The organism is Streptomyces sp. NPDC031426 (assembly GCF_055581585.1).
In genome coordinates this window covers 77,857-102,407 of sequence record NZ_JBVIJE010000022.1, presented here as the reverse complement: position 1 = coordinate 102,407, position 24,551 = coordinate 77,857, and the positions used below count along the sequence as shown (strand labels likewise).

At 72.0% G+C, this 24,551-nt stretch carries 22 protein-coding genes; 13 read left to right on the top strand and 9 right to left on the bottom strand.

The window, feature by feature from the left end; genetic code table 11:
- Positions 1 to 169: 169 nt before the first annotated feature.
- On the bottom strand, positions 170 to 562 hold the full coding sequence (locus tag ACZ5NH_RS33730; RefSeq protein WP_388623324.1) for a pyridoxamine 5'-phosphate oxidase family protein: 393 nt from the start codon (positions 560 to 562) through the stop codon (positions 170 to 172).
- 117 nt (positions 563 to 679) lie between these two features.
- On the opposite strand from ACZ5NH_RS33730, the gene clpB reads away from it, so the two are divergent.
- Positions 680 to 3,277: an ATP-dependent chaperone ClpB gene (gene clpB, locus ACZ5NH_RS33725; RefSeq protein WP_468780711.1), complete on the top strand. Its 2,598-nt coding sequence runs from the start codon at positions 680 to 682 to the stop codon at positions 3,275 to 3,277.
- Positions 3,278 to 3,504: 227 nt separating this feature from the next.
- Positions 3,505 to 4,044, top strand: coding sequence for a type III secretion system chaperone family protein (locus tag ACZ5NH_RS33720; protein WP_365723782.1), 540 nt, complete (start codon positions 3,505 to 3,507; stop codon positions 4,042 to 4,044).
- A gap of 15 nt (positions 4,045 to 4,059) precedes the next feature.
- Here ACZ5NH_RS33720 and ACZ5NH_RS33715 read toward each other — a convergent pair whose 3' ends face one another.
- Together ACZ5NH_RS33715 and ACZ5NH_RS33710 are read right to left on the bottom strand one after the other, a co-directional pair.
- On the bottom strand, positions 4,060 to 5,253 hold the full coding sequence (locus ACZ5NH_RS33715; RefSeq protein ID WP_468780709.1) for a hypothetical protein: 1,194 nt from the start codon (positions 5,251 to 5,253) through the stop codon (positions 4,060 to 4,062).
- A 319-nt stretch (positions 5,254 to 5,572) separates the two neighbouring features.
- Positions 5,573 to 6,775: a pyridoxal phosphate-dependent aminotransferase gene (locus ACZ5NH_RS33710; RefSeq protein WP_468780707.1), complete on the bottom strand. Its 1,203-nt coding sequence runs from the start codon at positions 6,773 to 6,775 to the stop codon at positions 5,573 to 5,575.
- 341 nt (positions 6,776 to 7,116) lie between these two features.
- Here ACZ5NH_RS33710 and ACZ5NH_RS33705 point away from each other — a divergent pair, with 341 nt between their 5' ends.
- A complete protein-coding gene (locus tag ACZ5NH_RS33705; protein WP_468780705.1) occupies positions 7,117 to 7,395 on the top strand; it encodes a hypothetical protein in 279 nt (92 codons plus the stop codon).
- A gap of 155 nt (positions 7,396 to 7,550) precedes the next feature.
- Here ACZ5NH_RS33705 and ACZ5NH_RS33700 read toward each other — a convergent pair whose 3' ends face one another.
- Positions 7,551 to 7,907 (bottom strand): hypothetical protein, encoded by a 357-nt coding sequence (locus ACZ5NH_RS33700; protein WP_468780703.1) that lies wholly within the window; start codon positions 7,905 to 7,907, stop codon positions 7,551 to 7,553.
- Between the two features lie 878 nt (positions 7,908 to 8,785).
- Here ACZ5NH_RS33700 and ACZ5NH_RS33695 point away from each other — a divergent pair.
- From ACZ5NH_RS33695 to ACZ5NH_RS33650, 10 genes are all read left to right on the top strand, one after another.
- On the top strand, positions 8,786 to 9,007 hold the full coding sequence (locus ACZ5NH_RS33695; RefSeq protein WP_468780701.1) for a hypothetical protein: 222 nt from the start codon (positions 8,786 to 8,788) through the stop codon (positions 9,005 to 9,007).
- A 25-nt stretch (positions 9,008 to 9,032) separates the two neighbouring features.
- Positions 9,033 to 10,367 carry a replication initiator gene (locus ACZ5NH_RS33690; RefSeq protein ID WP_468780699.1) on the top strand — a complete coding sequence of 445 codons (1,335 nt, stop codon included), beginning with the start codon at positions 9,033 to 9,035 and terminating at the stop codon, positions 10,365 to 10,367.
- A gap of 227 nt (positions 10,368 to 10,594) precedes the next feature.
- On the top strand, positions 10,595 to 10,939 hold the full coding sequence (locus ACZ5NH_RS33685; protein WP_388623349.1) for a hypothetical protein: 345 nt from the start codon (positions 10,595 to 10,597) through the stop codon (positions 10,937 to 10,939).
- 872 nt (positions 10,940 to 11,811) lie between these two features.
- Positions 11,812 to 12,336 (top strand): DUF2617 family protein, encoded by a 525-nt coding sequence (locus tag ACZ5NH_RS33680; protein ID WP_388623354.1) that lies wholly within the window; start codon positions 11,812 to 11,814, stop codon positions 12,334 to 12,336.
- Between the two features lie 99 nt (positions 12,337 to 12,435).
- Positions 12,436 to 14,073, top strand: coding sequence for a polyamine aminopropyltransferase (locus tag ACZ5NH_RS33675; RefSeq protein WP_468780696.1), 1,638 nt, complete (start codon positions 12,436 to 12,438; stop codon positions 14,071 to 14,073).
- Between the two features lie 54 nt (positions 14,074 to 14,127).
- Positions 14,128 to 14,901, top strand: a complete 774-nt coding sequence (locus ACZ5NH_RS33670; RefSeq protein WP_468780694.1) for an SRPBCC domain-containing protein — start codon at positions 14,128 to 14,130, stop codon at positions 14,899 to 14,901.
- A 39-nt stretch (positions 14,902 to 14,940) separates the two neighbouring features.
- Positions 14,941 to 15,729, top strand: a complete 789-nt coding sequence (locus ACZ5NH_RS33665) for an aldose epimerase family protein (RefSeq protein ID WP_468780692.1) — start codon at positions 14,941 to 14,943, stop codon at positions 15,727 to 15,729.
- A 10-nt stretch (positions 15,730 to 15,739) separates the two neighbouring features.
- Entirely contained in the window at positions 15,740 to 16,288 is a 549-nt protein-coding gene (pyrE, locus tag ACZ5NH_RS33660; RefSeq protein ID WP_388623364.1) for an orotate phosphoribosyltransferase, read from the top strand.
- Positions 16,289 to 16,432: 144 nt separating this feature from the next.
- A complete protein-coding gene (fbaA, locus tag ACZ5NH_RS33655) occupies positions 16,433 to 17,455 on the top strand; it encodes a class II fructose-bisphosphate aldolase (RefSeq protein WP_388623367.1) in 1,023 nt (340 codons plus the stop codon).
- Positions 17,456 to 17,526: 71 nt separating this feature from the next.
- The gene (locus ACZ5NH_RS33650; protein WP_468780690.1) at positions 17,527 to 18,984 is read left to right on the top strand and encodes an MFS transporter; all 1,458 of its coding nucleotides are present in this window, start codon (positions 17,527 to 17,529) and stop codon (positions 18,982 to 18,984) included.
- Between the two features lie 71 nt (positions 18,985 to 19,055).
- Here ACZ5NH_RS33650 and ACZ5NH_RS33645 read toward each other — a convergent pair whose 3' ends face one another.
- From ACZ5NH_RS33645 to ACZ5NH_RS33625, 5 genes are all read right to left on the bottom strand, one after another.
- Positions 19,056 to 19,475 (bottom strand): DUF3151 domain-containing protein, encoded by a 420-nt coding sequence (locus ACZ5NH_RS33645; protein WP_388623372.1) that lies wholly within the window; start codon positions 19,473 to 19,475, stop codon positions 19,056 to 19,058.
- Between the two features lie 246 nt (positions 19,476 to 19,721).
- Positions 19,722 to 20,456 (bottom strand): response regulator transcription factor, encoded by a 735-nt coding sequence (locus tag ACZ5NH_RS33640; protein ID WP_468780687.1) that lies wholly within the window; start codon positions 20,454 to 20,456, stop codon positions 19,722 to 19,724.
- Positions 20,457 to 20,515: 59 nt separating this feature from the next.
- Complete coding sequence (locus tag ACZ5NH_RS33635; protein ID WP_468780685.1) at positions 20,516 to 23,167, bottom strand: FtsX-like permease family protein; 2,652 nt, start codon at positions 23,165 to 23,167, stop codon at positions 20,516 to 20,518.
- Entirely contained in the window at positions 23,164 to 23,826 is a 663-nt protein-coding gene (locus ACZ5NH_RS33630) for an ABC transporter ATP-binding protein (protein ID WP_468780683.1), read from the bottom strand. The genes ACZ5NH_RS33635 and ACZ5NH_RS33630 overlap by 4 nt, the downstream gene beginning before the upstream one ends.
- On the bottom strand, positions 23,816 to 24,547 hold the full coding sequence (locus tag ACZ5NH_RS33625) for an ABC transporter ATP-binding protein (RefSeq protein WP_468780681.1): 732 nt from the start codon (positions 24,545 to 24,547) through the stop codon (positions 23,816 to 23,818). Before ACZ5NH_RS33625 ends, ACZ5NH_RS33630 begins: the two co-directional genes overlap by 11 nt.
- Positions 24,548 to 24,551 lie beyond the last annotated feature (4 nt).

Genomic DNA, 24,551 nt, shown 5'->3' with positions numbered 1-24,551 from the left:
GCGTTCCTTACCCACCCCCCCCCCAAAAAAAGCCCCCCCCCTTTCCCCCCCCCCCCCCCCCCCCCCCCCCCCCCCACCCCCGCCCCCCCCGCTGCAGTTTTCTGGGGATATTCTGTGGAATTTCGCGGTATGCGCGCGCGCCCAGGGTGGCTGAAAGTTTTCGGTCGCCTCAGGCGTTCCCCAGGGCCCGCTCCACCTCGATCTCGATCACCACGCGCGCCGGATTCGGCCCCGGTGTCCGCTCGTAGCGCTCGGCATAGCGCCGTACCGCCTCCGCGACCCGTTCCGGCTCCGTCCGCACCCTCGCCCGCCCCTCCAGCGTGGCCCAGCGCCGGCCGTCCACCTGGCACACCGCGACCCGGGCGCCCTCGGCTCCGGCCGCGCGCACATGCCGTACCTTCGCGCTGGTCCCGTTGGTGATCACCCTGGCCAGGCCGGTCTCCGCGTCGAACGTCACCCCCACCGGCACCACGTGCGGACTGCCGTCGGGGCGGAGCGTCGTCAACGTGCACAGATGACGTTCCCGCCAGAACTCCAGGTACTGCTCAGAGTGCTTCGCCATGCCCGCAACCTAGCCCGCGCAGGGCCTTCCGGTCCTACTTGAGCGGAATAGACTCAACTTTGTGTACGCTGGTTAAGTCAGCAGTGGAGAGTGTGGCCGAGGAGGAGAACGGACGAAGTGGACGCCGAGCTGACCAACAGGAGCCGGGACGCGATCAACACGGCCAGCAACCGGGCCGTGACGGAGGGGCACCCGGACCTCACGCCTGCCCACCTGCTGCTGGCGCTGCTCGCCGGGCAGGACAACGAGAACATCACCGACCTGCTCGCCGCCGTCGAGGCGGACCAGGCCGCCGTACGCGCCGGTGCGGAGAAGCTGCTGGCCACGCTGCCCAGCGTGGCCGGGTCCACCGTCGCGCCGCCGCAGCCCAACCGAGAGCTGCTGGCCGTGCTCGCCGACGCCGGTGAGCGCGCCAAGGAACTCGGCGACGAGTACCTCTCGACCGAGCATCTGCTGATCGGGATCGCCGCCAAGGGCGGCCGGGCCGGCGAACTGCTGGAGCAGCAGGGTGCGGACGCGAAGAAGCTGCTGGAGGCCTTCAAGAAGGCCAGGGGAGGACGCCGCGTGACCACCGCCGACCCCGAGGGCCAGTACAAGGCCCTGGAGAAGTTCGGCACCGACTTCACCGCCGCCGCCCGCGAGGGCCGGCTCGACCCGGTCATCGGGCGGGACCAGGAGATCCGGCGGGTCGTGCAGGTGCTGAGCCGCCGTACGAAGAACAACCCCGTGCTCATCGGTGAGCCGGGCGTCGGCAAGACCGCCGTGGTCGAGGGGCTCGCCCAGCGGATCGTCAAGGGTGACGTGCCCTCGTCGCTGAAGGACAAGCGGCTGGTCGCGCTCGACCTCGGGGCGATGGTGGCCGGCGCCAAGTACCGCGGTGAGTTCGAGGAGCGGCTGAAGGCCGTCCTCGCCGAGATCAAGGACTCCGACGGGCAGATCATCACCTTCATCGACGAGCTGCACACCGTCGTCGGCGCCGGTGCCGGCGGCGACTCTGCCATGGACGCGGGCAACATGCTCAAGCCCATGCTGGCCCGCGGCGAGCTGCGCATGGTCGGCGCCACCACCCTGGACGAGTACCGGGAGCGGATCGAGAAGGACCCGGCGCTGGAGCGGCGCTTCCAGCAGGTGCTGGTCGCCGAGCCGACCGTCGAGGACACCATCGCGATCCTGCGCGGTCTGAAGGGCCGGTACGAGGCCCACCACAAGGTGCAGATCGCCGACAGCGCGCTGGTGGCCGCCGCCACCCTCTCCGACCGCTACATCACCTCCCGCTTCCTCCCCGACAAGGCCATCGACCTCGTCGACGAGGCCGCCTCGCGCCTGCGCATGGAGATCGACTCGTCCCCTGTGGAGATCGACGAACTCCAGCGCGCCGTGGACCGGCTGAAGATGGAGGAGCTGGCGATCGCCAAGGAGACCGACCCGGCCTCCGTCGCCCGCCTGGAGAAGCTGCGCCGCGACCTCGCCGACAAGGAGGAGGAGCTGCGCGGCCTGACCGCCCGCTGGGAGAAGGAGAAGCAGTCCCTCAACCGGGTCGGTGAGCTGAAGGAGCGCCTGGACGACCTGCGCGGCCAGGCCGAACGCGCCCAGCGCGACGGCGACTTCGACACCGCCGCCAAGCTGCTGTACGGCGAGATCCCGCAGCTGGAGAAGGAGCTGGAGGCCGCCTCCGAGGCCGAGGAGGAGGCCGCCAAGGACACGATGGTCAAGGAGGAGGTCGGCTCCGACGACATCGCCGACGTCGTCGCCGCCTGGACCGGCATCCCGGCCGGCCGCCTGCTGGAGGGCGAGACGCAGAAGCTGCTCCGCATGGAGGACGAGCTGGGCAAGCGGCTCATCGGCCAGAGCGAGGCCGTATGCGCGGTCAGCGACGCCGTACGGCGCTCGCGCGCGGGCATCGCCGACCCCGACCGCCCCACCGGCTCCTTCCTCTTCCTCGGCCCGACCGGCGTCGGCAAGACCGAACTCGCCAAGGCGCTCGCGGACTTCCTCTTCGACGACGAGCGGGCCATGGTCCGCATCGACATGTCGGAGTACGGCGAGAAGCACAGCGTGGCCCGCCTGGTCGGCGCGCCTCCCGGGTACATCGGCTACGAGGAGGGCGGCCAGCTCACCGAGGCCGTCCGCCGCCGCCCGTACTCCGTCGTGCTCCTGGACGAGGTGGAGAAGGCCCACCCCGAGGTCTTCGACATCCTGCTCCAGGTGCTGGACGACGGCCGCCTGACGGACGGTCAGGGTCGCACGGTCGACTTCCGCAACACCATCCTGGTGCTCACCTCCAACCTGGGCAGCCAGTTCCTGGTCGACCCGGTCACCGGTGAGGAGGAGAAGAAGCAGCAGGTACTGGAGGTCGTCCGGGCCTCCTTCAAGCCGGAGTTCCTCAACCGGCTGGACGACCTGGTGGTCTTCTCGGCGCTGACCAAGCCCGAGCTGGAGCAGATCGCACGGCTGCAGATCGACCGCCTGGGCAGGCGGCTGGCCGAACGCCGGCTCGCCCTGGAAGTCACCCCCGAGGCGCTGGCCTGGCTCGCGGAGGAGGGCCTGGACCCGGCCTACGGCGCCCGCCCGCTGCGCCGCCTCGTGCAGACCGCCATCGGCGACCGCCTCGCCAAGGAGATCCTCGCCGGCGAGATCAAGGACGGCGACACGGTCCGCGTCGACCGCTTCGGCGAGGGCCTGCTGGTGGGGCCGGCGACCGGGAAGACGCTGTGACGCCCACCCGGTGACCGGGGTGAACCGTACGAGGGCCCGCCCCGGGTCCTCGTACGGCACGTCCACCGTGACGGCGTCCGGCGCCGGCCGGGGGCCCGTCATTCACCGGCCGTCCACCCGACCAGCCGGATCATGTCAGCCCACGGCGGACAGGCGGGCGTCGGGGCTTGCCTCCCCCCTCCCCCCGTGGGGGAGGATGGCGGAATCCGCACGAAGGGAAATACACGGTGAGCATCGACCCGTCCTCGATTCCGAACTTCGGGGGCCAGCCCGAACCGCAGCCCCAAGGACCGGCGGGCCCCGTCGTCCCGGATCAGGATCTTGTGAAGCAGCTCCTCGACCAGATGGAGCTGAAGTACGTCGTCGACGAGGAGGGTGACCTCGCGGCGCCGTGGGAGCAGTTCCGCACCTACTTCATGTTCCGCGGAGAGGCCGAGCAGGCCGTCTTCTCGGTGCGGACGTTCTACGACCGCCCCCACAAGATCGACGAGAAGCCGCAGCTGCTGGAGTCCGTCGACGACTGGAACCGCCGCACCCTGTGGCCCAAGGTGTACACCCACACCCACGACGACGGCACCGTCCGGCTGATCGGCGAGGCCCAGATGCTGATCGGCACGGGCGTCGACATCAACCACTTCGTCTCCTCGACCGTCAGCTGGGTGCGGGCCGCGATCGAGTTCGACCGGTGGCTCGTCGAGCAGCTCGGTCTGGAGCAGGAGGTCAACGAGGCGGACGAGCCCGAGAACCCCGAGGACGACGGCGAGTAGGCCCCGTCCCGCCGCCTACAGCGGTGCCTGCGCGTACACCACGAGGTACGCGCCGTAGACATAGCTGAGCCCGGCCAGGGTCGCGATCACTACGGTCGCGTGCCAGGGCCGGGCTCTCGCCGTCCGCGCCAGTGGCTGGGCCAGCGGCAGCAGCAGCGGGAACGCCGGCAGCAGGAACCGCGGCTTGGACTCGAAGAAGCCCGACCCGCCGAGCGCGATCAGCAGCAGCATCCCGCTGAACACCAGCAGCGGCAGCGGAGCGCGGTCGAGGAGCAGCAGCGCGTACAGCACCGTCGCCGCCGCGACCAGGACCAGCGCCATCGGGAACACGAACTGGCTGCCGTGCAGCAGCATTGCGCGCAGGAACCGCAGCGCGCCGCGTCCGAAGTCGAACGTCGACCCCCAGCGCCGCTGCACCTCGAAGTAGCCGCCGAGCAGATCACCCTTGCGCCGCCCGACCCACAGCACATACGCGGTCCAGCCCAGCGGGGCGAGCGCCGCGCCCGTCCACAGCCTGTGGGAAACCTTGCCGCGGCGCCGCCACACCTCGGCCCCGGCCGTGGCCAGCACCGCGGCGGCCACCGCGGACCCGTTCGGCCGGGCCAGCCCCGCGCCGGCGGCCAGTGCGCCCGCCCACAGCCAGTCCCCGGCCAGCAGGGCGTACAGCGACCAGGCCGCGAACGCGGTCAGCACCGGCTCGGTGTACGCCATCGACAGCACCACCGCGTGCGGCAGCAGCCCCCACAGCAGCACCAGCGCGACACCGGTGGCCGGCCCGTGCAGCCGGGAGCCGACCGCGTGCATCCCGGCGGCGGCCACGGCGGCCGCGCTCCACGAGATCAGCAGCCCGGCGGTGCCGCCGCCGACCGGGGCCAGCGCGGTCACCGCCCGCAGCAGCGCCGGGTACAGCGGGAAGAACGCGAGGTCGCTGTGCGGGCCGGGGTCGTGGGAGGGCAGGTCGTGACCGTAGCCGTGGGCGGCGATGCCCAGGTACCAGACGGAGTCCCAGGACCGCCCGAGCACGGCCAGGGGATGCCGCCCGGCGATGTGCGCGACGAGGGCGAGCACGGCCACCCCGGTGAGTCGGACGCCGATGAAGAGGCCCACGGCGATCCCGCTCGCTCGTACGCGGGACGGCCGGGTGCGGTCGCGCTGCGCCGGCTTCGGCGCGGCTACGGGCGGGGCGAGGGTGGTGCTGGCGCGAGTCACATCTGAGCACCCTGCAAGGGCTTGGCCGCCGAAGCGAGCAGGTGGCCGCCGAGTGCGGGGTGGGTTCACCTGTGTCGAGTACGCCGGCACACCGAGGGGAAGGTGCCGGCCCCTGATCCCGGTGACCCACCACAGCGCGTGCTGGAGTGCACCAGGGGGCCGACCTGGGCCGTGGCCGGCCGGTCCCGATCTCGCCGAAGAACACCACCGACACGAGCCCCAGGCCGAGCACGTCACCGGCGCCGGCTCGGCCCCCGTTGCAGGTCATGGAGGCCGCACTTGACGCGGGACCGCGGCGTCACGGCGGCCATGACACGCCTCAGGCTCGCCGCATCGTGGTCAGCCGCTGTGCCGCCTCCCGCAACACCTCCTCCCGCTTGCAGAACGCGAACCGCACGAACGGCGCCCCCGCCTCCCGGTCGTCGTAGAAGACGGCGTTGGGGATGGCCACGACGCCGGCCCGCTCCGGCAGGGCGCGGCAGAAGGCGAAGCCGTCCTTCTCGCCGAGGGGGCGGATGTCGGTGGTGATGAAGTACGTGCCGGCCGGGACGAAGACCTCGAAGCCCGCCTCCGTCAGGCCCTGCGCGAGGATGTCGCGGCGGGCCAGCATGGACCGGCGGAACTCCGCGAAGTAGGAGTCGGGCAGGGCCAGCGCCTCGGCGACCGCGTACTGGAAGGGGCCCGAGGAGACGTACGTCAGGAACTGCTTCACCGCGCGGACCGCGCTCACCAGCTCCGGCGCGGCCGTCACCCAGCCGACCTTCCAGCCGGTGAAGGAGAACGTCTTGCCGGCCGAGCCGATCGTGACCGTGCGCTCGCGCATCCCGGGGAAGGACGCCAGCGGCAGATGCCCGGTGTCGTCGAACACCAGGTGCTCGTACACCTCGTCCGTGACCACCAGCAGGTCCCGCTCGACCGCCAGCTCGGCGATCGCGGCCAGCTCCGTGCGGGTGAGGACCGTACCGGTCGGATTGTGCGGGGTGTTGATCAGCAGCAGCCGGGTGCGGTCGGTGACGGCGGCGCGCAGTTCGTCCAGGTCCAGGCGGAAGGACGCCCCCTGCTCGACGTGTGGCCGCAGCGTCACCGGTACGCGCGTGCCGCCCGCCATGGCGATGCTCGCCGCGTAGGAGTCGTAGTACGGCTCCAGGGCCACGACCTCGTCACCGGGCTCCACCAGCGCCAGCAGCGCGGCCGCGATCGCCTCCGTCGCGCCCGCCGTGACCAGCACCTCGGTGTCCGGGTCGTAGCTCAGCCCGTAGCGGCGCAGCTGGTGCGCGGCGATCGCGGTGCGCAGCTCCGGGATGCCCGGCCCCGGCGGGTACTGGTTGCCCCGGCCGTCGCGCAGCGCCCGTACGGCAGCCTCCCTGACCTCCTCCGGGCCGTCGGTGTCGGGAAAACCCTGGCCCAGATTGATCGACCCGGTCGCCACGGCGAGCGCGGACATCTCGGCGAAGATCGTCGTACCGAACTCGGCGAGCCGGCGATTGAGGTGGGGGCGTGCGCTGGAGGTCATGGCGGCCATCCTGCGCCCAAGCTCTGGAGTTCCTCAACACTGCTTCGCTGATGGGCGCCTGCGCCGATACCCAACCCGCCATCGCTCACCAGGGGAGGGGATGTCCTCGGCTGTCGTCGTCTGTCGTCGTCGGCCGCCCCCGGACGGCCCACAGACGGCCCCAGAGATACCCCGGGGCCGCTAGTGGTTCGCGTTGCCTGGCCCCCTCGATGCGAACTATGGGCACGGAGGCCGCTGAGGTCTGGTGGGCTGGTCAGACTGGCTACTGGGGGCGTGTGCGGTTGGTCCCGGTCGGCATGGTTGCTGTACTTCGCTGCTGCACCGCACAGGCATCTGCGATCATCATCAGCGTGACCGATGACGAGGTGCTGGCGGCCGTCAAGGCCCGCGTTCAGGCGGGGCGCCCAACGGAATGGCGCGACAGTCTGCTCACGCCGGCACCCGCATCTGCGGAGGCACTGGCGGAGGCAGAGCGCATCATCGGTTACCCACTCCCGCCGCTGCTCCGCCGCCTCTACACGGAGGTAGCCGACGGCGGTTTTGGTCCCTGTGGCGGCATCGAGAACGGCAACACTCACGAAGTTTGGCGGTGTGAGCGGCGTCTAGCTGCCCTGGAGGGTGCTCAGTAGGCGAAGAACTCATGGCACGTCAGACGGGCGTGGTCGGAGGGCCGAAGACCGCAAGGAGCTTCGGCCCTCCGGTTGGGTCTAGCGGTCGTGCCGGCTACGGCGACGGGAGGCAGTGGGTGTGGGCCTCCGCGTCACGACACGGCCTCCAGGACGGGCTAGCGGTCCCAGTCCCGGTCCTGGTGCCAGCCGTGGTCGTGGCGCCAGTCCCGGTCGTGGTGCCAGCCCCAGTGGTGGTGCCAGCCGCGGTCGTGGTCCCGGTCGTGGTCCCGGCCCCAGCGCCAGTCCCGATCCTGATCCCGGTCCCAGCCCCAGCCCCAGCCCCGGTCGTGGTCCCAGTCGCCGAAGCGGCCGTCGTGGTCGTGGTCGATCCTGTGGCCGAGCGAGTAGCTCCTTCCGTAGTCACGGTCCTGGGCGCCGCTGGCGGCCAGGGCCGGCATGGCGGCCGCGCCGACGAGGGCGCCCGTAGCCACACACGTGGCGAGCAGGCGGGCCGTCGTACGAGAAACAGACATGAATCTGTCACCTCACGTTCGTGCACACCATCCCTGGCGGGGATGGGTGTGCAAATCCGGAAATTCCCGGCTCTGTGCCGAGGACCCACACTGTGGACCTTCGCCGCGACACCGGACGAGGGAACGGTTCCGCGTTACAAGGCGCAGATATATCTGTTGCTCTCGCTTGTATGGGCCATTCATGCCGGGGAGGGGTTCGGGTGCCGGCCCCGTCCTGGTTCGGAAGCACGCCGGGAGCAGGGAAAAGTGCGGTTGTCGGCTCGCGACGCTCTTGGCCGTCTCGCGGCCTCGACTCCTTCGAACGGCCCAATGGGTTCTGTAACAATGCAGGGCCTCCGTTCGGGCGACCCGTCACGGTTCGCGGCGATCCGGCCGACCGTGCCCCAGGGGCGGACAACGGCGATGTCGGCAGGGCCGCGTTGTCCCGGATCTTCTCGGCGCTCGCCCTCGGACATGCCGACCGCCTACAAGGCGACCGGCAAGAGCTACGCGGCGGTCATCGCCTGGATCCTCCAGGGTGCTGCCCGACTCGGCCTCGCCGAAGTGCACCGCTCGGCGCGCGTACGTCTACGGCTACCGGCTGCTCCGGCTGGCCGACCTGACCACGCGGGAGCTGGACCAGGCCCACCAGAGCCGGTTCCCTAGCGGGCGGCGCTGGGACCGGGCCGAACGGCTCGCCTCCGCCTTCACGGTCTGGGGGCCCTGCCGCATGACACAGGCCGCCAAGGATCGAGCAGGCCGCCCGCGGGCGCCTGCCGCTGCGGTGGTTCCGGCTGGATCACCGAGTGCCTCGACCCGGACGACCCGACCACATGCACGGCGCGTAACTGCCCCGGCCACAACCCCAACGGTTCGATGCGCTCTGGGCAGGTGACCGCATGAGCCTGTTCCCTTCCTGCCTCGACCTGCTGGACCGTCCGACTAGGTGCCCCGGCTGCCGTGCTCACGCGCCCAGCTGGATCCGCGTGTCGGTGGACGGACTGAGCGTGCTCACCCACGACGGCGACCGGATCTGCCCGGCCGACCCTACCTTCGGCTCGTCGGCGGTGAGGGAGCTCCCCGTCGCCTCGCCCGTGGTCGCCGTGGAGGTGGCTGCGTGACGGCTTCCCCGTCGCCCCTGAGGCCGTGGCCGGTGCTGCGGCCTCTTTGGGCACTGACCCGATCACCCTCGCCGACCTGCTGCGGGTGGCGAACTCTCCCGGCTCCGACCGCTGGCAGGAACAGATCCGCCGTACCGGCGGCTGCGCCCACCCCATCCGTCTCCAGGGCGAGACCGTCACCGGCGACCGCACGACCGGTGACGTCCTCTACTCGTACAGCACCGCGAACGAGCCGGGCGGCATGCTTCGGGTCGCCTGCGGCAATCGCCGTGCGTCCCGTTGCCCCGCCTGCGCCTGCGCCTGGACCTACGCCGGAGAGACGTACCACCTCATCCGGGCCGGGATCACCGCCGACGAACACAAGGACGTCCCCGCCACCGTGCGGGATCACCCCCGCGTCTTCGCCACTCTGACCGCCCCGTCCTTCGGTCCCGTGCACAACCGGCCTGACTCGGGCCGCTGCCGCTGCGGGAGCTCCCACGCCGAGGATGACCCTGCCCTGGGCACAGCCCTGGATCCGGAGCGCTACGACTACGCGGGCGCGGTCCTGTGGAACAACCACGCCGGGGACCTGTGGCGACGTTTCACGATCTGCCTACGCCGCGAGATCGCCGCCCGTGCGGGCCTGACGCAGACGGCCTTACGGGGGGTGTGCCGAGTCTCCTTCGGCAAGGTCGCCGAGTTCCAGAAGCGCGGCTCGGTCCACTTCCACGCCGTGGTGCGGCTCGACGGCCCGGACGGCCCGGACACCGCTCCGCCGGCCGCGGCCCCTGAACTGCTGTGTGCCCTTCGCGACACCTGCGGCAATCCCCTGTTGGCGACGCGGGTTGCAGTCGCGGTGCCGGAGGATTGCGGCCATCCTGTTAGAGGTGCGTGGCTGGCTTCGCGTGGGCGGTGTGCTTTGGTGACCGCGCTGCACAGGAAGGCTGCTGGCATGACAACGGTGCCGAACAGGAGACAGCAAGGGCTTGGGGGGCTCGGCGAAACGATCGACGACGCCTCCAGGTTTGCCGGGATCATGATGATGGTCAGCGGGCCCCTCAGCATCCTGATGGGCGCAGCCGGAATCGCGCACGACACCCTGTTCGCCGCGTCCCGGTACGCCTACCGGTTCGACCTGACGTCCTGGGGCTGGATCCACCTCGTGATGGGAGTGGCCCTCGTCATTGCCGGCCTGGGAGTCCTGGCAGGCCGGAGCTGGGGTCGCGGGGCCGGTGCATCAGTGGCAGCGATCAGCCTGATCACCCAGTTCATGTTCGTTCCGTACTACCCGTTGTGGGCCATCCCCGTGATGACACTCGACCTCCTGATCCTGTTCGCGCTGACGAGGGTCCATATCGAGACCCGCGGCGGTCGATGAACCTCGCCGCCTTGCAGCGTGCCCGAGAGGAAGATCACGGCCCACAGACGGCCCAGCGAGACCTCGAAGGCCCCTGACCTGCCCGTCTGCGCAGGTCAGGGGCCTTTTCCGTGCGTTGACCCTCAGAAGTTCCTCAACTCTGCTTTGCGCCCGGGGACGGCCGGGCATCTGCCGGGCACCGCGGTCCACGGGGGGCCGCATCGGGGGAACGGAAGGAGGGTGACGCCATGGTCGTGGGCATCATCTTCATCCTGGTCGTGGCCGCGTTCGTGACCGTCACGGCGCTGGCGGGCGCGCGGACCAGGAACCGGCAGCGCAAGGTGTCGCTCGGCAAGAGTGGCCGTGGCAGGTCGCGGTCGTACCGCTCATCGTCCTCGTCCTCGGCATACGACGACAGCCGTAGCTGGTGGGCGGGCAGCGCCGACTCCGGCTCGTCGGGCGGGCACCACGGGGGCCACCACGGCGGTCACTCCTGCGGTGGCGGTCACTCCTGCGGGGGCCACTCCTCCTGCGGCGGCTCGTCCTGCGGCGGGGGCTCGTCGTGCGGCGGCGGATGCGGGGGAGGCAGCTGACACGGGGCGGCCGACTCCCGGGGGAACCGCATCCGGCCCGCCCCCGAGCGCCCGCCGACCGAAACAGCCGACGGGCGCCAGCCGTTGACGTCTCCCGCGCCAGGCGCCCGCCGGGCGAAACCAGCCCGCCCGGCGCCCGTGGCGCGTGTCTCCGCGCCCGGCATCCGCCGTTGACGTGTCCTGCGTTCGGCGCCCGCCGTTGACGTCTCCGCGTCCGGCATCCGTCGTTGACGTGTCGTGCGTCCGGTGTTGGCTGTGGACGTCTCCCGCGCCAGGCGCCCGCCGGGCGAACCAGCTGCTCGGCGCCCGCGGTGCACGTCTCCGCGTCCGGCATTCGCCGTTGAGGTCTCGGCGTCCGGCATCCGTCGTTGAGGTGTCGTGCGTCCGGTGTCCGCTGTTGACGTCTCCCGCATCAGTCGCCCGCCGGGCGAACCAGCCCGCCCGGCGCCCGCGGTGCACGTCTCCGCGTCCGGCGCCAGCCGTTGACGTCTCCCACGCCAGTCGCCCGCCGGGCGAAACCAGCCGCCCAGCGCCCACGGCACACGTGTCCCGCGCCCGGCGTCCGTCGTTGACGTCTCCGCGCTCGCCGTGAACGTGTCCCGCGCCCGGCGTCCGTCGTTGACGTCTCCGCGCTCGCCGTTCGTTTGCCGCGCCAGGCGTGCGCCATGGTTGAACAGTTGAGCAAAGGAGCCCTCTGATGGATGGAAACCCGGCGAAGTTGGGTAAAAACGCTGTGGGGGCGCCTCTGTTCATGATTCCCTCTAAAACGCCAACGCAGCCCCTCGGACGTCCCTGAGACTCCCCAACCCGGCCGAGCCGGCTGGGCTGACATGGCCGATCTCCCCCTCATCGCGTGCTAGCGGAGCCGATCCATGCTCACGACCCTGAACACCTCCTACACCGATACGCGCGCTGCCGACCTAGCCTGGGCCCTGGGACGCGAGCCGCTGCCGGCCCTGGCCACCCTTGACCTCGAACTCGCCGGAGCCAAGCTCCAGTTGAGACTGCTCGGCGCGTCCCACCAGGTGCTGCTGGACGAGGAGCGCGGCCGCTGTTCGGAGACTGTCGCCTGCATCCCGGGCTCCAGCACCCCGCTGCCGCTCGGCGTCGCCAAGCGCGTCGGCGACTGGGAGTACGAGTTCGCCGCGCGCGTCGAGGTGCTCACCCCCGGCTCGTTCGCGGGCCGCGCCCAGGAGTTGCTGGCCCTGGTCTCCGACCATCCGCACGGCCTCGCCGGCGTCTTCCCGGGCAGCCCGCACGCCTTCACCGCCATGCTGGCCCAGCGCCACGAGGGCCAGGTGCACTGGCGCACCTGGCACGCCTACCCGCAGGACGGGCAGTTGGTGGCCACCCGGACCCGGGTCGGTGTGCGGGTGCCGACCGCACACCTGAGCTGAGCACGCCCGCGCGGAGATAAACGCCCAGGACCTCAACTGCCCCCAGATCCACACGTGTGGGTGACGAAGCGTGCCGCGCGTGTGACGTAACGTCGCAGAGTGATCGAACCGCACGCCCCCGCGCCCCCGGGTTGCCCGCCGCCCTGGACAGCCCCCGCCCGGCTGCCCGTCCGGCCCGGCACCGGGCGGTTCCTGGTCCTCGTGTGCGTCTTCGTCTGCGCGGCCTGCGGACTCGTGTACGAGCTGGAACTCGTCGCGTTCGCCTCGTACTTGATGGGCGACTCGGTCACCCAGGCCTCCGTCGTGCTGTCCGTGATGGTGTTCGCGATGGGCGTCGGCTCCCTCGGCGCCAAGCGGCTGCGCTGGCACGCGGCAGTCGGGTTCGGCGCGATCGAGACCGTCCTCGCGCTGGTCGGCGGGTGCAGTGCGATGGCGCTGTACGCCGTCTTCGCCTGGACCGGCGGCTGGGGCGGGATGTGGGCCGAGGGCCCGCGCTGCCTGCTGGTCGCCTTCTCCCTCGCCATCGGCCTGCTCATCGGCGCCGAGGTCCCGCTGCTGATGGAGCTGATCCAGCGCATCCGGCACCAGGACGCGGGCGGCGCGGTGGCCGACCTGTTCGCGGCGGACTACGTCGGCGCGCTGGTCGGCGGCCTCGCCTTCCCCTTCCTTCTCCTGCCCGTCCTGGGCCAGTTGACGGGCGCGCTGCTCACCGGCACGGTCAACGTCGTCGCCGGCGGCGCCCTGGTCCTCGGCCTCTTCCGCCGCGACCTGACCCGCCGGGCCCGCTGGACCCTGCTCCTCGTCGGCCTCGCCGTCCTCGGCGTCCTCGCCTCCGCGGCGGCCCTCGCCGACGAGTTCGAACGCGCCGCCCGGCACGCCGTCTACGGCACGGACGTCCGGGTCGCCGAACAGACCGACGTCCAGGAGGTCGTCCTCGCCGGAGGCACCGACGGCAAGCCCCTCGACCTCTTCCTGGACGGCCGGCTCCGCGTCGGCGGCCGGGACGAACGCCGCTACCACGAGGCCCTCGTCCACCCGGCGCTGTCCGGCGGCCCGCACGCGCGCGTGCTGATCCTCGGCGGCGGCGACGGCCTGGCCGCCCGCGAGGCGCTGCGCCACGGCGGAGTGCGCCGCGTCGACGTCGTGGAACTCGACGCGGGCCTGCTCCGCCTGGCCCGCCACGACCCCGGCCTCGCCACCGCCAACCAGCACGTCTACGCCGACCCCCGCGTCCACACCACCACCGCCGACGCCCTCGGCTGGCTGCGCGGCGCGCCCCCCTCCCGGTACGACGTGGTGATCGCCGACCTCCCCGACCCCTGCATCACCGCCAGCACCAAGCTGTACTCCCAGGAGTTCTACGGCCTGGCCCACCGCGTCCTCGCCCCCGGCGGCCGGCTCGTCGTCCACGCCGGGTCCGTCACCACCCGCCCCCGTGTCTTCTGGACGGTCGCCGCGACCCTGCGCGCCGCCCGCTTCGCCGTCTCCTCCTACCGCGTCCTCGGCCACGACCCCGGCTTCCCGGCCGGCCCCGACCGCTCGGCGGGCGCGTCCGGCGCCCCGCACGACTGGGGGTTCCTGCTGGCGAGCCCGGCGTCCACGCCACCACCGCTGCGACTGACCGCCGGGCCGTCGCACACCCTGACGCAGACGGACCTCACGGCGGACGCGCGGGCGGCCGAACGGACCCGGATCGGCGGGCTGCCCGCGTCGACGCTGGTGCATCCGCGGTACTGACGAGCTGGTCAGGTGAGGGTGAATTCCGGTCACAGCTGGGTAGGCTCACCGGACATGGAGCACCAGGTCTTCGTCCCGGTCGGGCTCGAACCGCTCAGAGCCGCCCTCGCCGACCCCGCGCGCATCGCCCGCGCGATCCCCGGCCTGCAACAGGACGCCGGTGCCGAACCGGTCACCGGACGCCTGAAGCTCCGCGTCCAGGGACACTCCGTCACCTACCGGGGTACGGCCCGGGTGGTCGCCCACGACGACGGTACGTACGCCGTCGAGGCCGACGCCACCGAGGCCCGCGGCACCGGCGCGGTGAAACTCGCCCTCACCCTGCGCCTCGCGGAGGACGAGGGCGGTACGACGGTCACGGTCGAGGGCGCGGCGAACGCGGACGGCCGTATCGCGGAGCTGCCACCGGACGCGGTGCACGCGGCGGCGACCCGCCTGCTGAACCGTTTCGTGGAGAACCTGGCGACGGTGGAGCCCCCGGCGGCCTCGGAGGAGGGGGAGGAACAGGCGCCGGAGCCCGGGGCCGGGCGCACCTCGGTCTTCGACACCGAGGTCCCGCCACCGTCCCTGGACCCGGCGGCCGACCGCCTCGCCGAGGACTTCGCCGACACCGGCGAGCCCCCCGCCGAGGCCGCCCATGCCCGCCGCACGATGATCGGCCGCAGCGCGGAGGAGGTCGACCACGCGCCGCCACGGGGCCGTTATGCACCGGTTCCGGCACCCCAGACGGTCACGGCGACATCGGCACTGCGCTGGGCGGCACCGGCGGCGGCCCTGGTGGTGGCGTCGGCGATCGTCGTGAGCAGGGCACTGCGCAAACGCCGTTGAGCGCGATGCACCCCGATCTCCCCCAAGTACTGTCTTCCCGTGAGTAACGAAGACATCACGCTGACCGCAGGCAACGCGGAAGTACGCCTCAGCCCCACCAACGGCGGCCGTATCAGCAGCCTCAAGGTCAACGCCCTGGAACTGCTGAGGCAAGGGCCCCGCTACGGCTGCTTCCCCATGGTGCCCTGGTGCGGCCGTACCCGCGACGGCCGCTTCCTGGACGGCGGCACCGTCCGCCAGATGCCGCTCAACTCCCCGCCCCACGCCATCCACGGCACCACCCGCGACGGCGCCTGGCGCACCGCGCGCGTCGCGGAGAACGAGGCGGTGATCACGTACGACCTGGTCGACCCCTGGCCGCACCCCGGCCGCGTCACCCACGTCGTCACGCTCGCCGAGGACGGCCTGACGCTGACGATGTCGGTGGAGGCGCGGGACGACTCCTTCCCGGCGCAGATCGGCTGGCACCCCTGGTTCAACCGGAACCTCGGGCGCGAAGACGTGACGGTCGACTTCAAGCCCGCCTGGCAGGAGGAGCGCGGGGACGACCATCTGCCCACCGGCAACCGGATCGACCCCAGGCCCGGTCCCTGGGACGACTGCTTCGGCATGCCCGGCGGCGTCGACGTCACCCTCACCTGGCCGGGGCAGCTGGAGCTGAAGGTGACCAGCCGCGAGGAGTGGGTGGTCGTCTACGACGAGCAGGCCGAGGCCGTGTGCGTGGAGCCGCAGACCGGCCCGCCCAACGGCCTGAACACCCTCCCGCGCCTGGTCACCCCGCTGGAGCCGCTGGAGGCGACGACGACCTGGAGCTGGCGGCGCCTTTAAGCTGGTCGGCATGACGGACGTACGTGGCGCACTGCTGCAGCAGATCAAGGACAAGGCCGTGGTGCACGGCAAGGTGACCCTCTCCTCGGGTCTTGAGGCCGACTACTACGTCGACCTGCGCCGCATCACCCTCGACGGCGAGGCCGCCCCGCTGGTCGGCCAGGTGCTCCTGGACCTGACGGCCGACCTGGAGTTCGACGCGGTCGGTGGCCTGACCATGGGCGCCGATCCGGTGGCGGCCGCCATGCTGCACGCCGCCGCCGCGCGCGGGCAGCGGCTGGACGCGTTCGTCGTACGGAAGGCGGCGAAGGCGCACGGGCTGCAGCGGCGCGTCGAGGGCCCGGAGATCAAGGGCCGCCGGGTGCTGGTCGTCGAGGACACCTCCACCACCGGCGGCTCCCCGCTCACCGCCGTCGAGGCCGTGCGCGAGGCCGGTGCCGAGGTCGTCGCCGTCGCGACCATCGTGGACCGCGCGACCGGCGCCGCCGAGAAGATCGAGGCCGGCGCGGGCGTTCCGTACCGGTTCGCCTTCTCGAAGGATGAACTGGGTCTGGACTGACGACGCGGATTGACCTGGACTTGACCGGCGCATGGACCATCGGTCCATGTCTGGAAAGATGGGGACGACGACGGCGTCGAAACCCTCAGGTCTAGGTCAGGGCCGTAACGCACAACCCCAACCCGCAACACAAGGAGCGGACAGATGCCCATCGCAACCCCCGAGGTCTACAACGAGATGCTCGACCGGGCGAAGGCAGGCAAGTTCGCCTACCCGGCCATCAACGTCACCTCGAGCCAGACCCTGAACGCGGCGCTGCGCGGCTTCGCGGAGGCGGAGAGCGACGGCATCGTCCAGATCTCGACCGGTGGTGCCGAGTTCCTCGGCGGCCAGTACAGCAAGGACATGGTCACCGGCGCGGTCGCGCTCGCCGAGTACGCGCACATCCTCGCCGAGAAGTACCCGGTCAACATCGCGCTGCACACCGACCACTGCCCGAAGGACAAGCTCGACGGGTACGTACGTCCGCTGATCGCGGTCTCCGAGGAGCGCGTGAAGGCCGGCAGGAACCCGCTGTTCCAGTCCCACATGTGGGACGGCTCCGCCGAGACCCTGGCCGACAACCTGGAGATCGCCCAGGAGCTGCTGGAGCGCACCCGCGCCGCCAAGATCATCCTTGAGGTCGAGATCACCCCGACCGGCGGCGAGGAGGACGGCGTCTCCCACGAGATCAACGACTCCCTGTACACCACGGTCGAGGACGCGATCCGCACCGCCGAGGCCCTCGGCCTGGGCGAGAAGGGCCGCTACCTGCTGGCCGCCTCCTTCGGCAACGTCCACGGCGTGTACAAGCCGGGCAACGTCGTGCTCCGCCCCGACCTGCTGAAGGAGCTGAACGACGGCGTCGCCGCCAAGTTCGGCAAGGCGTCCCCCTTCGACTTCGTCTTCCACGGCGGCTCCGGCTCCACCGAGCAGGAGATCCTGACCGCGCTGGACAACGGCGTCGTGAAGATGAACCTCGACACCGACACCCAGTACGCCTTCACGCGTCCGGTCGCCGCGCACATGTTCCAGAACTACGACGGCGTCCTGAAGGTCGACGGCGAGGTCGGCAACAAGAAGGCCTACGACCCGCGCACCTGGGGCAAGCTGGCCGAGGCGAGCATGGCCGCGCGTGTCGTCGAGGCCACGCAGAACCTGCGCTCGGCGGGCAACAAGATCAAGTAAGCGGTACGTCCGTTCTCCCGCGGCGCGCCCGGCGGCTGTTCCCGGCCGCCGGGCCGCTGTATACCTGGGGCATGCCCGACGTCCGGCTGGCCTCGCCCCAGGGCAAGTGGATCCTGCTCACCACGGTCCTCGGTTCCAGCATGGCGCTGCTGGACTCGACCGTCGTCAACGTGGCGCTCCCGCGCATCGGCCAGGACCTGGGCGCGAGCCTGGCCGCCCTGCAATGGACGGTCAACGCGTACATGGTCACGCTGGCCGGGCTGATCCTGCTGGGCGGCTCGCTGGGCGACCACTACGGCCGGCGGAAGATCTTCGTGCTGGGTGTGGTGTGGTTCGCGGTGGCGTCGCTGCTGTGCGGCCTGGCGCCGAACCCGGTCATGCTGATCGCCGCGCGGGCCCTGCAGGGCATCGGCGGCGCGCTCCTGACCCCGGGCTCCCTGGCGATCATCCAGTCGTCCTTCCACCGCGACGACCGCAGCCGGGCCGTCGGCCTCTGGTCCGGTTTCGGCGGGATCGGCGCGGCGGTCGGCCCGTTCCTCGGCGGCTGGCTGGTGGTCGGCCCCGGCTGGCGCTGGGTGTTCCTGCTGAACGTCCCGCTGGCCCTGCTGTGCGTGCCGGTGGCCCTGCGGCACGTCCCCGAGTCGAGGGACGCCGGCAAGCACGCCCGCTTCGACGTCCTCGGCGCGGCACTGGGCGCCCTGGCCCTGGCCCTGCTGACGTACGCGCTGATCGAGGCGAAGGCGGGCTCTCTGCTGGTGACGCTGACCGGGGTGGCCGGTGTGGTCGCGGCGGTGGCCTTCGTGCAGGTGGAGCGGCACCGACCGGACCCGATGCTCCCGCCGGACATCTTCGCCTCGCGCCAGTTCACGGCGGTCAATCTGGTCACCCTGTGCGTGTACGCGGCCTTCGGCGGCTTCTTCTTCCTCACCGCGCTCCAACTGCAGGTGGTCTCGGGCTACTCACCCCTGCAAGCCGGTACGGCCCTGCTGCCGACCACGGCCCTGATGCTCCTCTTCTCCGCCCGCTCGGGCGCCCTGGCGGACCGCACGGGCCCGCGCCTGCCGCTGACGGCCGGCCCGCTGCTCTGCGCGGCGGCGATGCTGCTGATGCTGCGGGTGGGGAAGGGCGCCGACTATCTGACGGACGTGCTGCCGGCCCTGCTGGTCATGGGCGCGGGCATGGTGACCCTCGTAGCCCCCCTGACGGCCACGGTCCTCGCCTCCGTGGACACCGCCCGGGCCGGCCTGGCCAGCGGCATCAACAACGCGGCGGCCAGGGCGGCGGGCCTGATCGCGGTCGCCGCGCTGCCGCTGCTCGCGGGGATGGGCCCGGAGGCGTACCGGTCGCCCACGGCGTTCGACGCGGCGTTCGATCGCGCGATGCCGATCTGCGCGGGGGTGCTGGTGGCCGGTTCGCTCGTGGCCTTCGCCCTGGTCCGCCGCCCGGCTCCGGAGTGCCGACACCCCGAGTGCCATGTACACGGGTGCGTCACGGCTCCGCCGTTGGAGGGGGAGCGGCTGGGTGGCTAGGGCCACCGCGGCGGACATGACTGTGCCGCCGTCGCTCAGCGCGAGACGGCGGCACTCAGTAGCACCCTTCTCTACCGCTTCAGCTCGGCGTACGCCTCGGCGCTGCTGTCCTTGAGGAACTGCCAGCAACGCTCCGTCTCGTCCTTCTCATCGATCTCGCCGGCGGCGCGAGCGAGGGCGGCGAGGCAGCGCAGGAATCCGCGATTGGCCCGGTGGCTCCAAGGGATGGGGCCGTGCCCCTTCCACCCCGCCCGGCGTAGCGCGTCCAGACCGCGGTGATAGCCGGTGCGCGCGTATGCGTACGACTCGACCGTTCGCCCTGCCTCGAAGGCGTCGTCGGCGAGCATCGCCCACGCGAGCGAGAACGTGGGGTGCTTCGCCGCGACCTCGGACGGAGACCGGGACTCCTCGCCCAGCAGGCGGTACGCTTCTTCGTTCTCCGGCAGGTAGGTCGGGTCCGGGCCGCCGAGCAGGTTCTTGTGCGTCGTCATGGAAGCAGTCTGCCACTTGGGTCTACACCCGGATCAGCAAGGACGACGAGGCGGAGGGGCTGGGCGTCGCGCGGCAGGAGGAGGACCGCCGACCGCACTGTGCCGTTCGGGGGTGGGAGGTCAGCGCATGTCCGCTGCCCGCTACATCGCGCTCACCGAGGACCGGAGAAGCAGAGCGCGGAACTGCACCGGGAGCGGGCCCTGCACCGGGCCGAGGCCGCGACCTTCGCAGCGGGTCCGGCAGCACTAGCTGCAGCGCTCCAGCCGGTAGCCATGTCCGCGGAGGGTGGTGATGCGGGGCAGCCGGCAGGGGCGGCCGGAGGCGTCCGCGGCTTGGGCGAGGCGGCGGCGCAGGCCGGCCATGGTGACGTCCAGGGTCTTGGTGGGGCCGAACCAGTTCTCGTCCCACACCTGGGCCATCAGGTTTTCCCGTGAGACGGCCGCGCCCGGGCGCCGGGCGAGCAGGGCCAGCACGTCGAACTCCTTGGGGCGCAGGGAGACTTCGGCGCCGTGGAGGGTGCAGCGGCGGGCCGCGGTGTCCAGGACGAGGTCGCCGAGCCGTACCGGTTGCTCCGCCGGCGAGGTGGCGGTCTGGCGGCGCAGGTGGGCGCGGAGTCGGGCGAGAAGGACGGTGAGGCTGAAGGGTTTGACCAGGTAGTCGTCCGCGCCCGCGTCCAGGCCGGCGATGACGTCGATGTCGTCGGTGCGTGCGGTGAGGATCACGATCAGCAGGTCGGGGAAGCGGGAGCGCAGGGTGCGGGCGAGGTCCAAGCCGTCGAGGTCGGGCAGGCCGAGGTCCAGGAGCAGGGCGTCGTAGGCGGTTTGGGTGGCTTCGGCAAGGGCGGAGGCGCCGGTGCGGCTCCAGGTGGGGGCGTAGCCGTTGCTGCGCAGGCCGGTTTCCAGGTGGCGCCCGATGGTGTCGTCGTCCTCGACGACGAGGACGCGGAAGCGGCTGCGGTCCGGTACGGCGGGCGTGCCCATGATGGTCAGCGTAGGAGGGGTCTGTGCGATCGGCACGAGCTCTTGTGCCTGCGGGCTGTTCACAGGTCGCGCAACTCCTCGACGGCGGGGCGTCGCGCGCGGCGGATGCCGTTCAGGGCTGCGGCCAGTACGGCGAGCAGAGCGGCGGACGCGGTGAGCGCGAGGTATGCGCCGGGGACCGACAGGCTTGCGGGCGGTGGGTCGAAGACGCCCGTCAGGACCTTGACCAGCATTTCGGACAGCGCCCAGCCGATCGCCGCGCCTCCGGCCAGGCCGGCCGCGGTCAGGAGGAGCGCCTCGGTGAGCACCATTCCGCGCAGCTGGCGGGTCCGGGCGCCGAGGACGGTGGCGATGGCGAAGGTGCGGCGGCGTTCGGCGAGGCCGAGGGCGAGGACGAGTCCGCCCGCTCCGGCGGCCAGCAGGACGGCGAAGGCGAGCTCGATACGGGTGAGCCCGGCCAGGTCGACGGAGGTCAGGCTGGTGCCGACGGTGCCGCGGGTCTGGGTGAGGTCGGTGACCGTGGCGCTGGTGCCTAGCTGTCCGCGCAGTTGCGCGGCGATCTGCTTCTGGTGGGTACCGCCGGTGTCGAGGAGGAAGGCGCCGATGGCGTCGCTGCCGGTCGCCTTGGCGATGTAGGAGGCGTTGGCGACGAAGAAGCTGTCCTTGGGGGCGGTGGGGAACTCCTTGGCGATGCCGGCGTAGTGGAAGGGGACCGTGCGCAGGGCCTTGGTTCGGGCGTCCTGGATGCGCAGGTTGACGGTGTCACCGGGGGAGAGCTGGAAGTCGTTGACGGTCTCGACGCTGACCAGCAGGTTGTCCGGACGCTCGGCCAGCTTCCGCATGAGCTGGTGCGCGGTGCCGCCGGCGAAGTAGGCGTCCTGGAGCGACGTGGCCCGCGCGATGGTGCCGGGGCGGACGCCGTAGAGGTCCTGCAGGTCGGAGCCGACGTACGCGAAGCGGTGCTGGAGTGGTTCTACGTGCCGTACACCGGAGATCTTCAGGGCGGCACCAGCGCTGGGCGGGACATGGGCGCCGGGTGGTTCGGTGACCGTCACGTCCGAGCCGTTGGTCAGTCGGGCGTCGACCTCGGCCTGCTGCTTGTAGGTGGCGTTGAAGACGGCGGTGGAGATCGCGAAGGACACGGCGAGGGCGAGCAGGACGATCGAGCGGGCGAGCGGGCGTCGGCGCCTGGAGAGGGTGGCGGCGGTGGTGCCGGCGAGGGTCGCGGTGAGCGGGCGGGCCAGCCGGGCCAGGGCGGGGCGGCCGTGGGTGAGGGCGAGGAGGGTGAGCCGCCAGACCAGCAGGGTGGCGCCCACCCACAGCAGGGCCGGGCCGAGGAAGGCCCAGTACGACACGGAGATGCTGGGCACGCCTTCGGGGGCGAGGACGAGGGCGTACTGGTTGCCGGAGGAGGCGCGGAAGACGAGCCAGGAGCCGATCAGGAGGGCGAAGTCCAGGCCGTAGCGCATCCACCACGGGCTGCGGGTGCTGCGGGCGTCGGACTCCTTGCGGGTTTCGGCGACGGTCACCGTGCGCAGGTCGCGCAGGGCGGGGACCAGGACCGCCCCGGCGGCGACGGCGGCGCCGAGGGCGAAGGCGATGCCGTACCAGGCGGCCCAGGTGCCCGCGCTCGCCCCGAAGGAGGCGGCACCGAAGGCGAGACGGCCGGTCAGCGCGGCGATGCCCAGCCCCGACAAGCCGCCCACGAGACCGATCAGGGCCGCTTCCAGCCCCGCGAGGGCGGTGATCTGGCGGGGGCGCAGGCCGCGCATCCGCAGCAGGCCCTGCTCCTGACGGCGGCGCTCACCGCCGGCGGAGGCGACCGCGGCGGTCAGTGCGGCGGCGAGGGCGGCGCCCGGGACGCCGAGGAAGAGGAAGAGGATCTGGGCGTACAGGGCGTCCTGGCGGGCGGAGTCGAGGGCGGCGCCGACGTTGTTGCCGACCAGGGCGGTGCCGGCCGAGCGGGCCTCCAGGTTGTGGGCGGCGCGGGTGACGGTGGTGAAGGCGGCGGCCGGGTCGGAGGGCAGACGGGCGTCGTCACGGGCCACGTGGATCTGCGTGGTGACCGCGGTGGCGCCCCGGGTGAGGGACGCGAACCGAGTGGCGGGCAGGAGGACGACGTTGTCCGGGGGTGCCGTGGGCTGGGACTGGCTGGGGGCGCCGACGGTCTGGAAGAGGGAGTCGGCCTGGGGCAGGTCGACCACGCCGTCCACTTTCACCTGCCTCAGCCCGATGCCGGGGAACCGGACGCCGATGGTGTCGCCGGGGGCTGCGTGCAGGTTGGAGGCGGACTGCTGGGCCAGCAGGACGCCGGTCGGGGAGCCCGACAGCGTGCGGATGGCGTCGGGGAACAGCCGGCGATAGCCGTCGGGCAGGCCGAGGGCCATGCCGGGGCCGGTGGTCTGGGTGCTGCCCTGTACACGGGCGGTGAATCCGGTGGTGTGGGCGTAGCCGACCGGCAGCGCGGCGCGGGTGTCGGGCGTCCTGCGGACCAGGGTCATCACCGTGCCGGGCTCGGCGCCGGGCTGCACCTGGACCTGCCAGTCGACCGCGACCGAGCGTACGGCGCGCTGGGTCATGGTCGCCTTCGACGCCGTGAGGAAGGACCCCAGGGCGGCGACGAGGGCGACCGCGAGCGCGATGCCGGCCACTGCGGCGAGCAGGCGTCCGGTGCGGTGACGGGCCAGGCCGGCCGCCCAGGCGGTGATCATGACACTCCCTCGGGTGCGAGCAGCCGCCCGTCCCGCATGGTGCGCCGGGTGGTGAGCCGGTCGGCGATGGCCGGATCGTGGGTGGTGACGACGAGACCCGCGCCGGTGTGCCCGGCCGCGGTCAGCAGGGCGTCCAGGACACGGGCGCCGGTGGTGTGGTCGAGGCGGCCGGTGGGCTCGTCGGCGAGGATGAGGCGCGGGGACTGGGCCAGCACCCGGGCGACGGCCACCCGTTGCGCCTGACCACCGGAGATCTCCTCGGGCAGCCGGTCGGCCAGGTCGGCGGCATCGACCAGGGCGAGCGCCGCCAGGGCGGCCTGCCGCGCCTCGTCCTCCGGCCGGTCGGCGAGGACCAGAGGGAGGGCGGTGTTCTCGGCCACGTTCAGGGCCGGGATCAGGCTGTCGCCCTGGAAGACCAGACCGATGTCGTACGGGCCCAGCGAGGCGGCCCGGGTCACCGTGCCGCTGGTGGGCTGTTCGAGCCCCGCCAGCAGGTGCAGCAGCGAACTCTTCCCGGACCCGGAGGGGCCGACGACCGCGAGCCGGTCGCCGGACCCGATCTCCAGGTTGGCTCCGTGCACGGCCACGACCGCCTGCGTGCCCCGGCCGAAGGTGAGCGCCGCGTCCGTGCAGGCGACGAGCACCTCGTCACGTGACATCGTGAGCCTCCTGTCGCAGGGGGCTCCGGTCCGGGGCCGAGGTGTCGGCGACCCTCCCGTCGTCCAGCGTGATCACTCGGTCCGCGATCCGGACGACTTCGGCGCTGTGCGTCACGATCAGCACCGCGCACCCCTGCGCGGCCCGGTCCCGCAGCATGCTGAGCACCAGCTGCTCCGTGTCACCGTCCAGTTCTCCGGTCGGCTCGTCGGCCAGCAGCACGTCGGGCGAGTTGGCCAGCGATACGGCCAGCCCGGCCCTGGCCAGCTCTCCGCCGGACAGCTGCAGGGGCAGGGAATGCATCCGGTCGCCGAGCCCCACCTGGGTCAGAAGCTCCTTGGCCGAGACGTCGGGCTTACGGCCTGCGGCCCGCTGGGGCAGGCGGACGTTGTCCCGCACGCTCAGGTGAGGCAGCAGGTTCCGGGTCTGCAGCAGCACGCCGATGTGCCGGGCGCGCAACCGGGCGCGCTCGGGCTCGGGCCGGTGGCTGATCCGCACACCACCCAGCCGGACTTCGCCACCGGAGGGCTCGTCGATCCCTGCCAGACACGCCAGCAGAGTCGACTTGCCCGCACCCGAGGGCCCCACGACCGCGACCGTCTCGCCCCGCCGCACCCGCAGCGACACCCCGCGCAGCGCGAGGGTCTCCTCCTCGCCGGCGCGGTAGAAGCGGTACAGCTCGCGGGCGGTGAGGACGTCCTCGTCCGGCCGGGAGGCGGGCATCGGT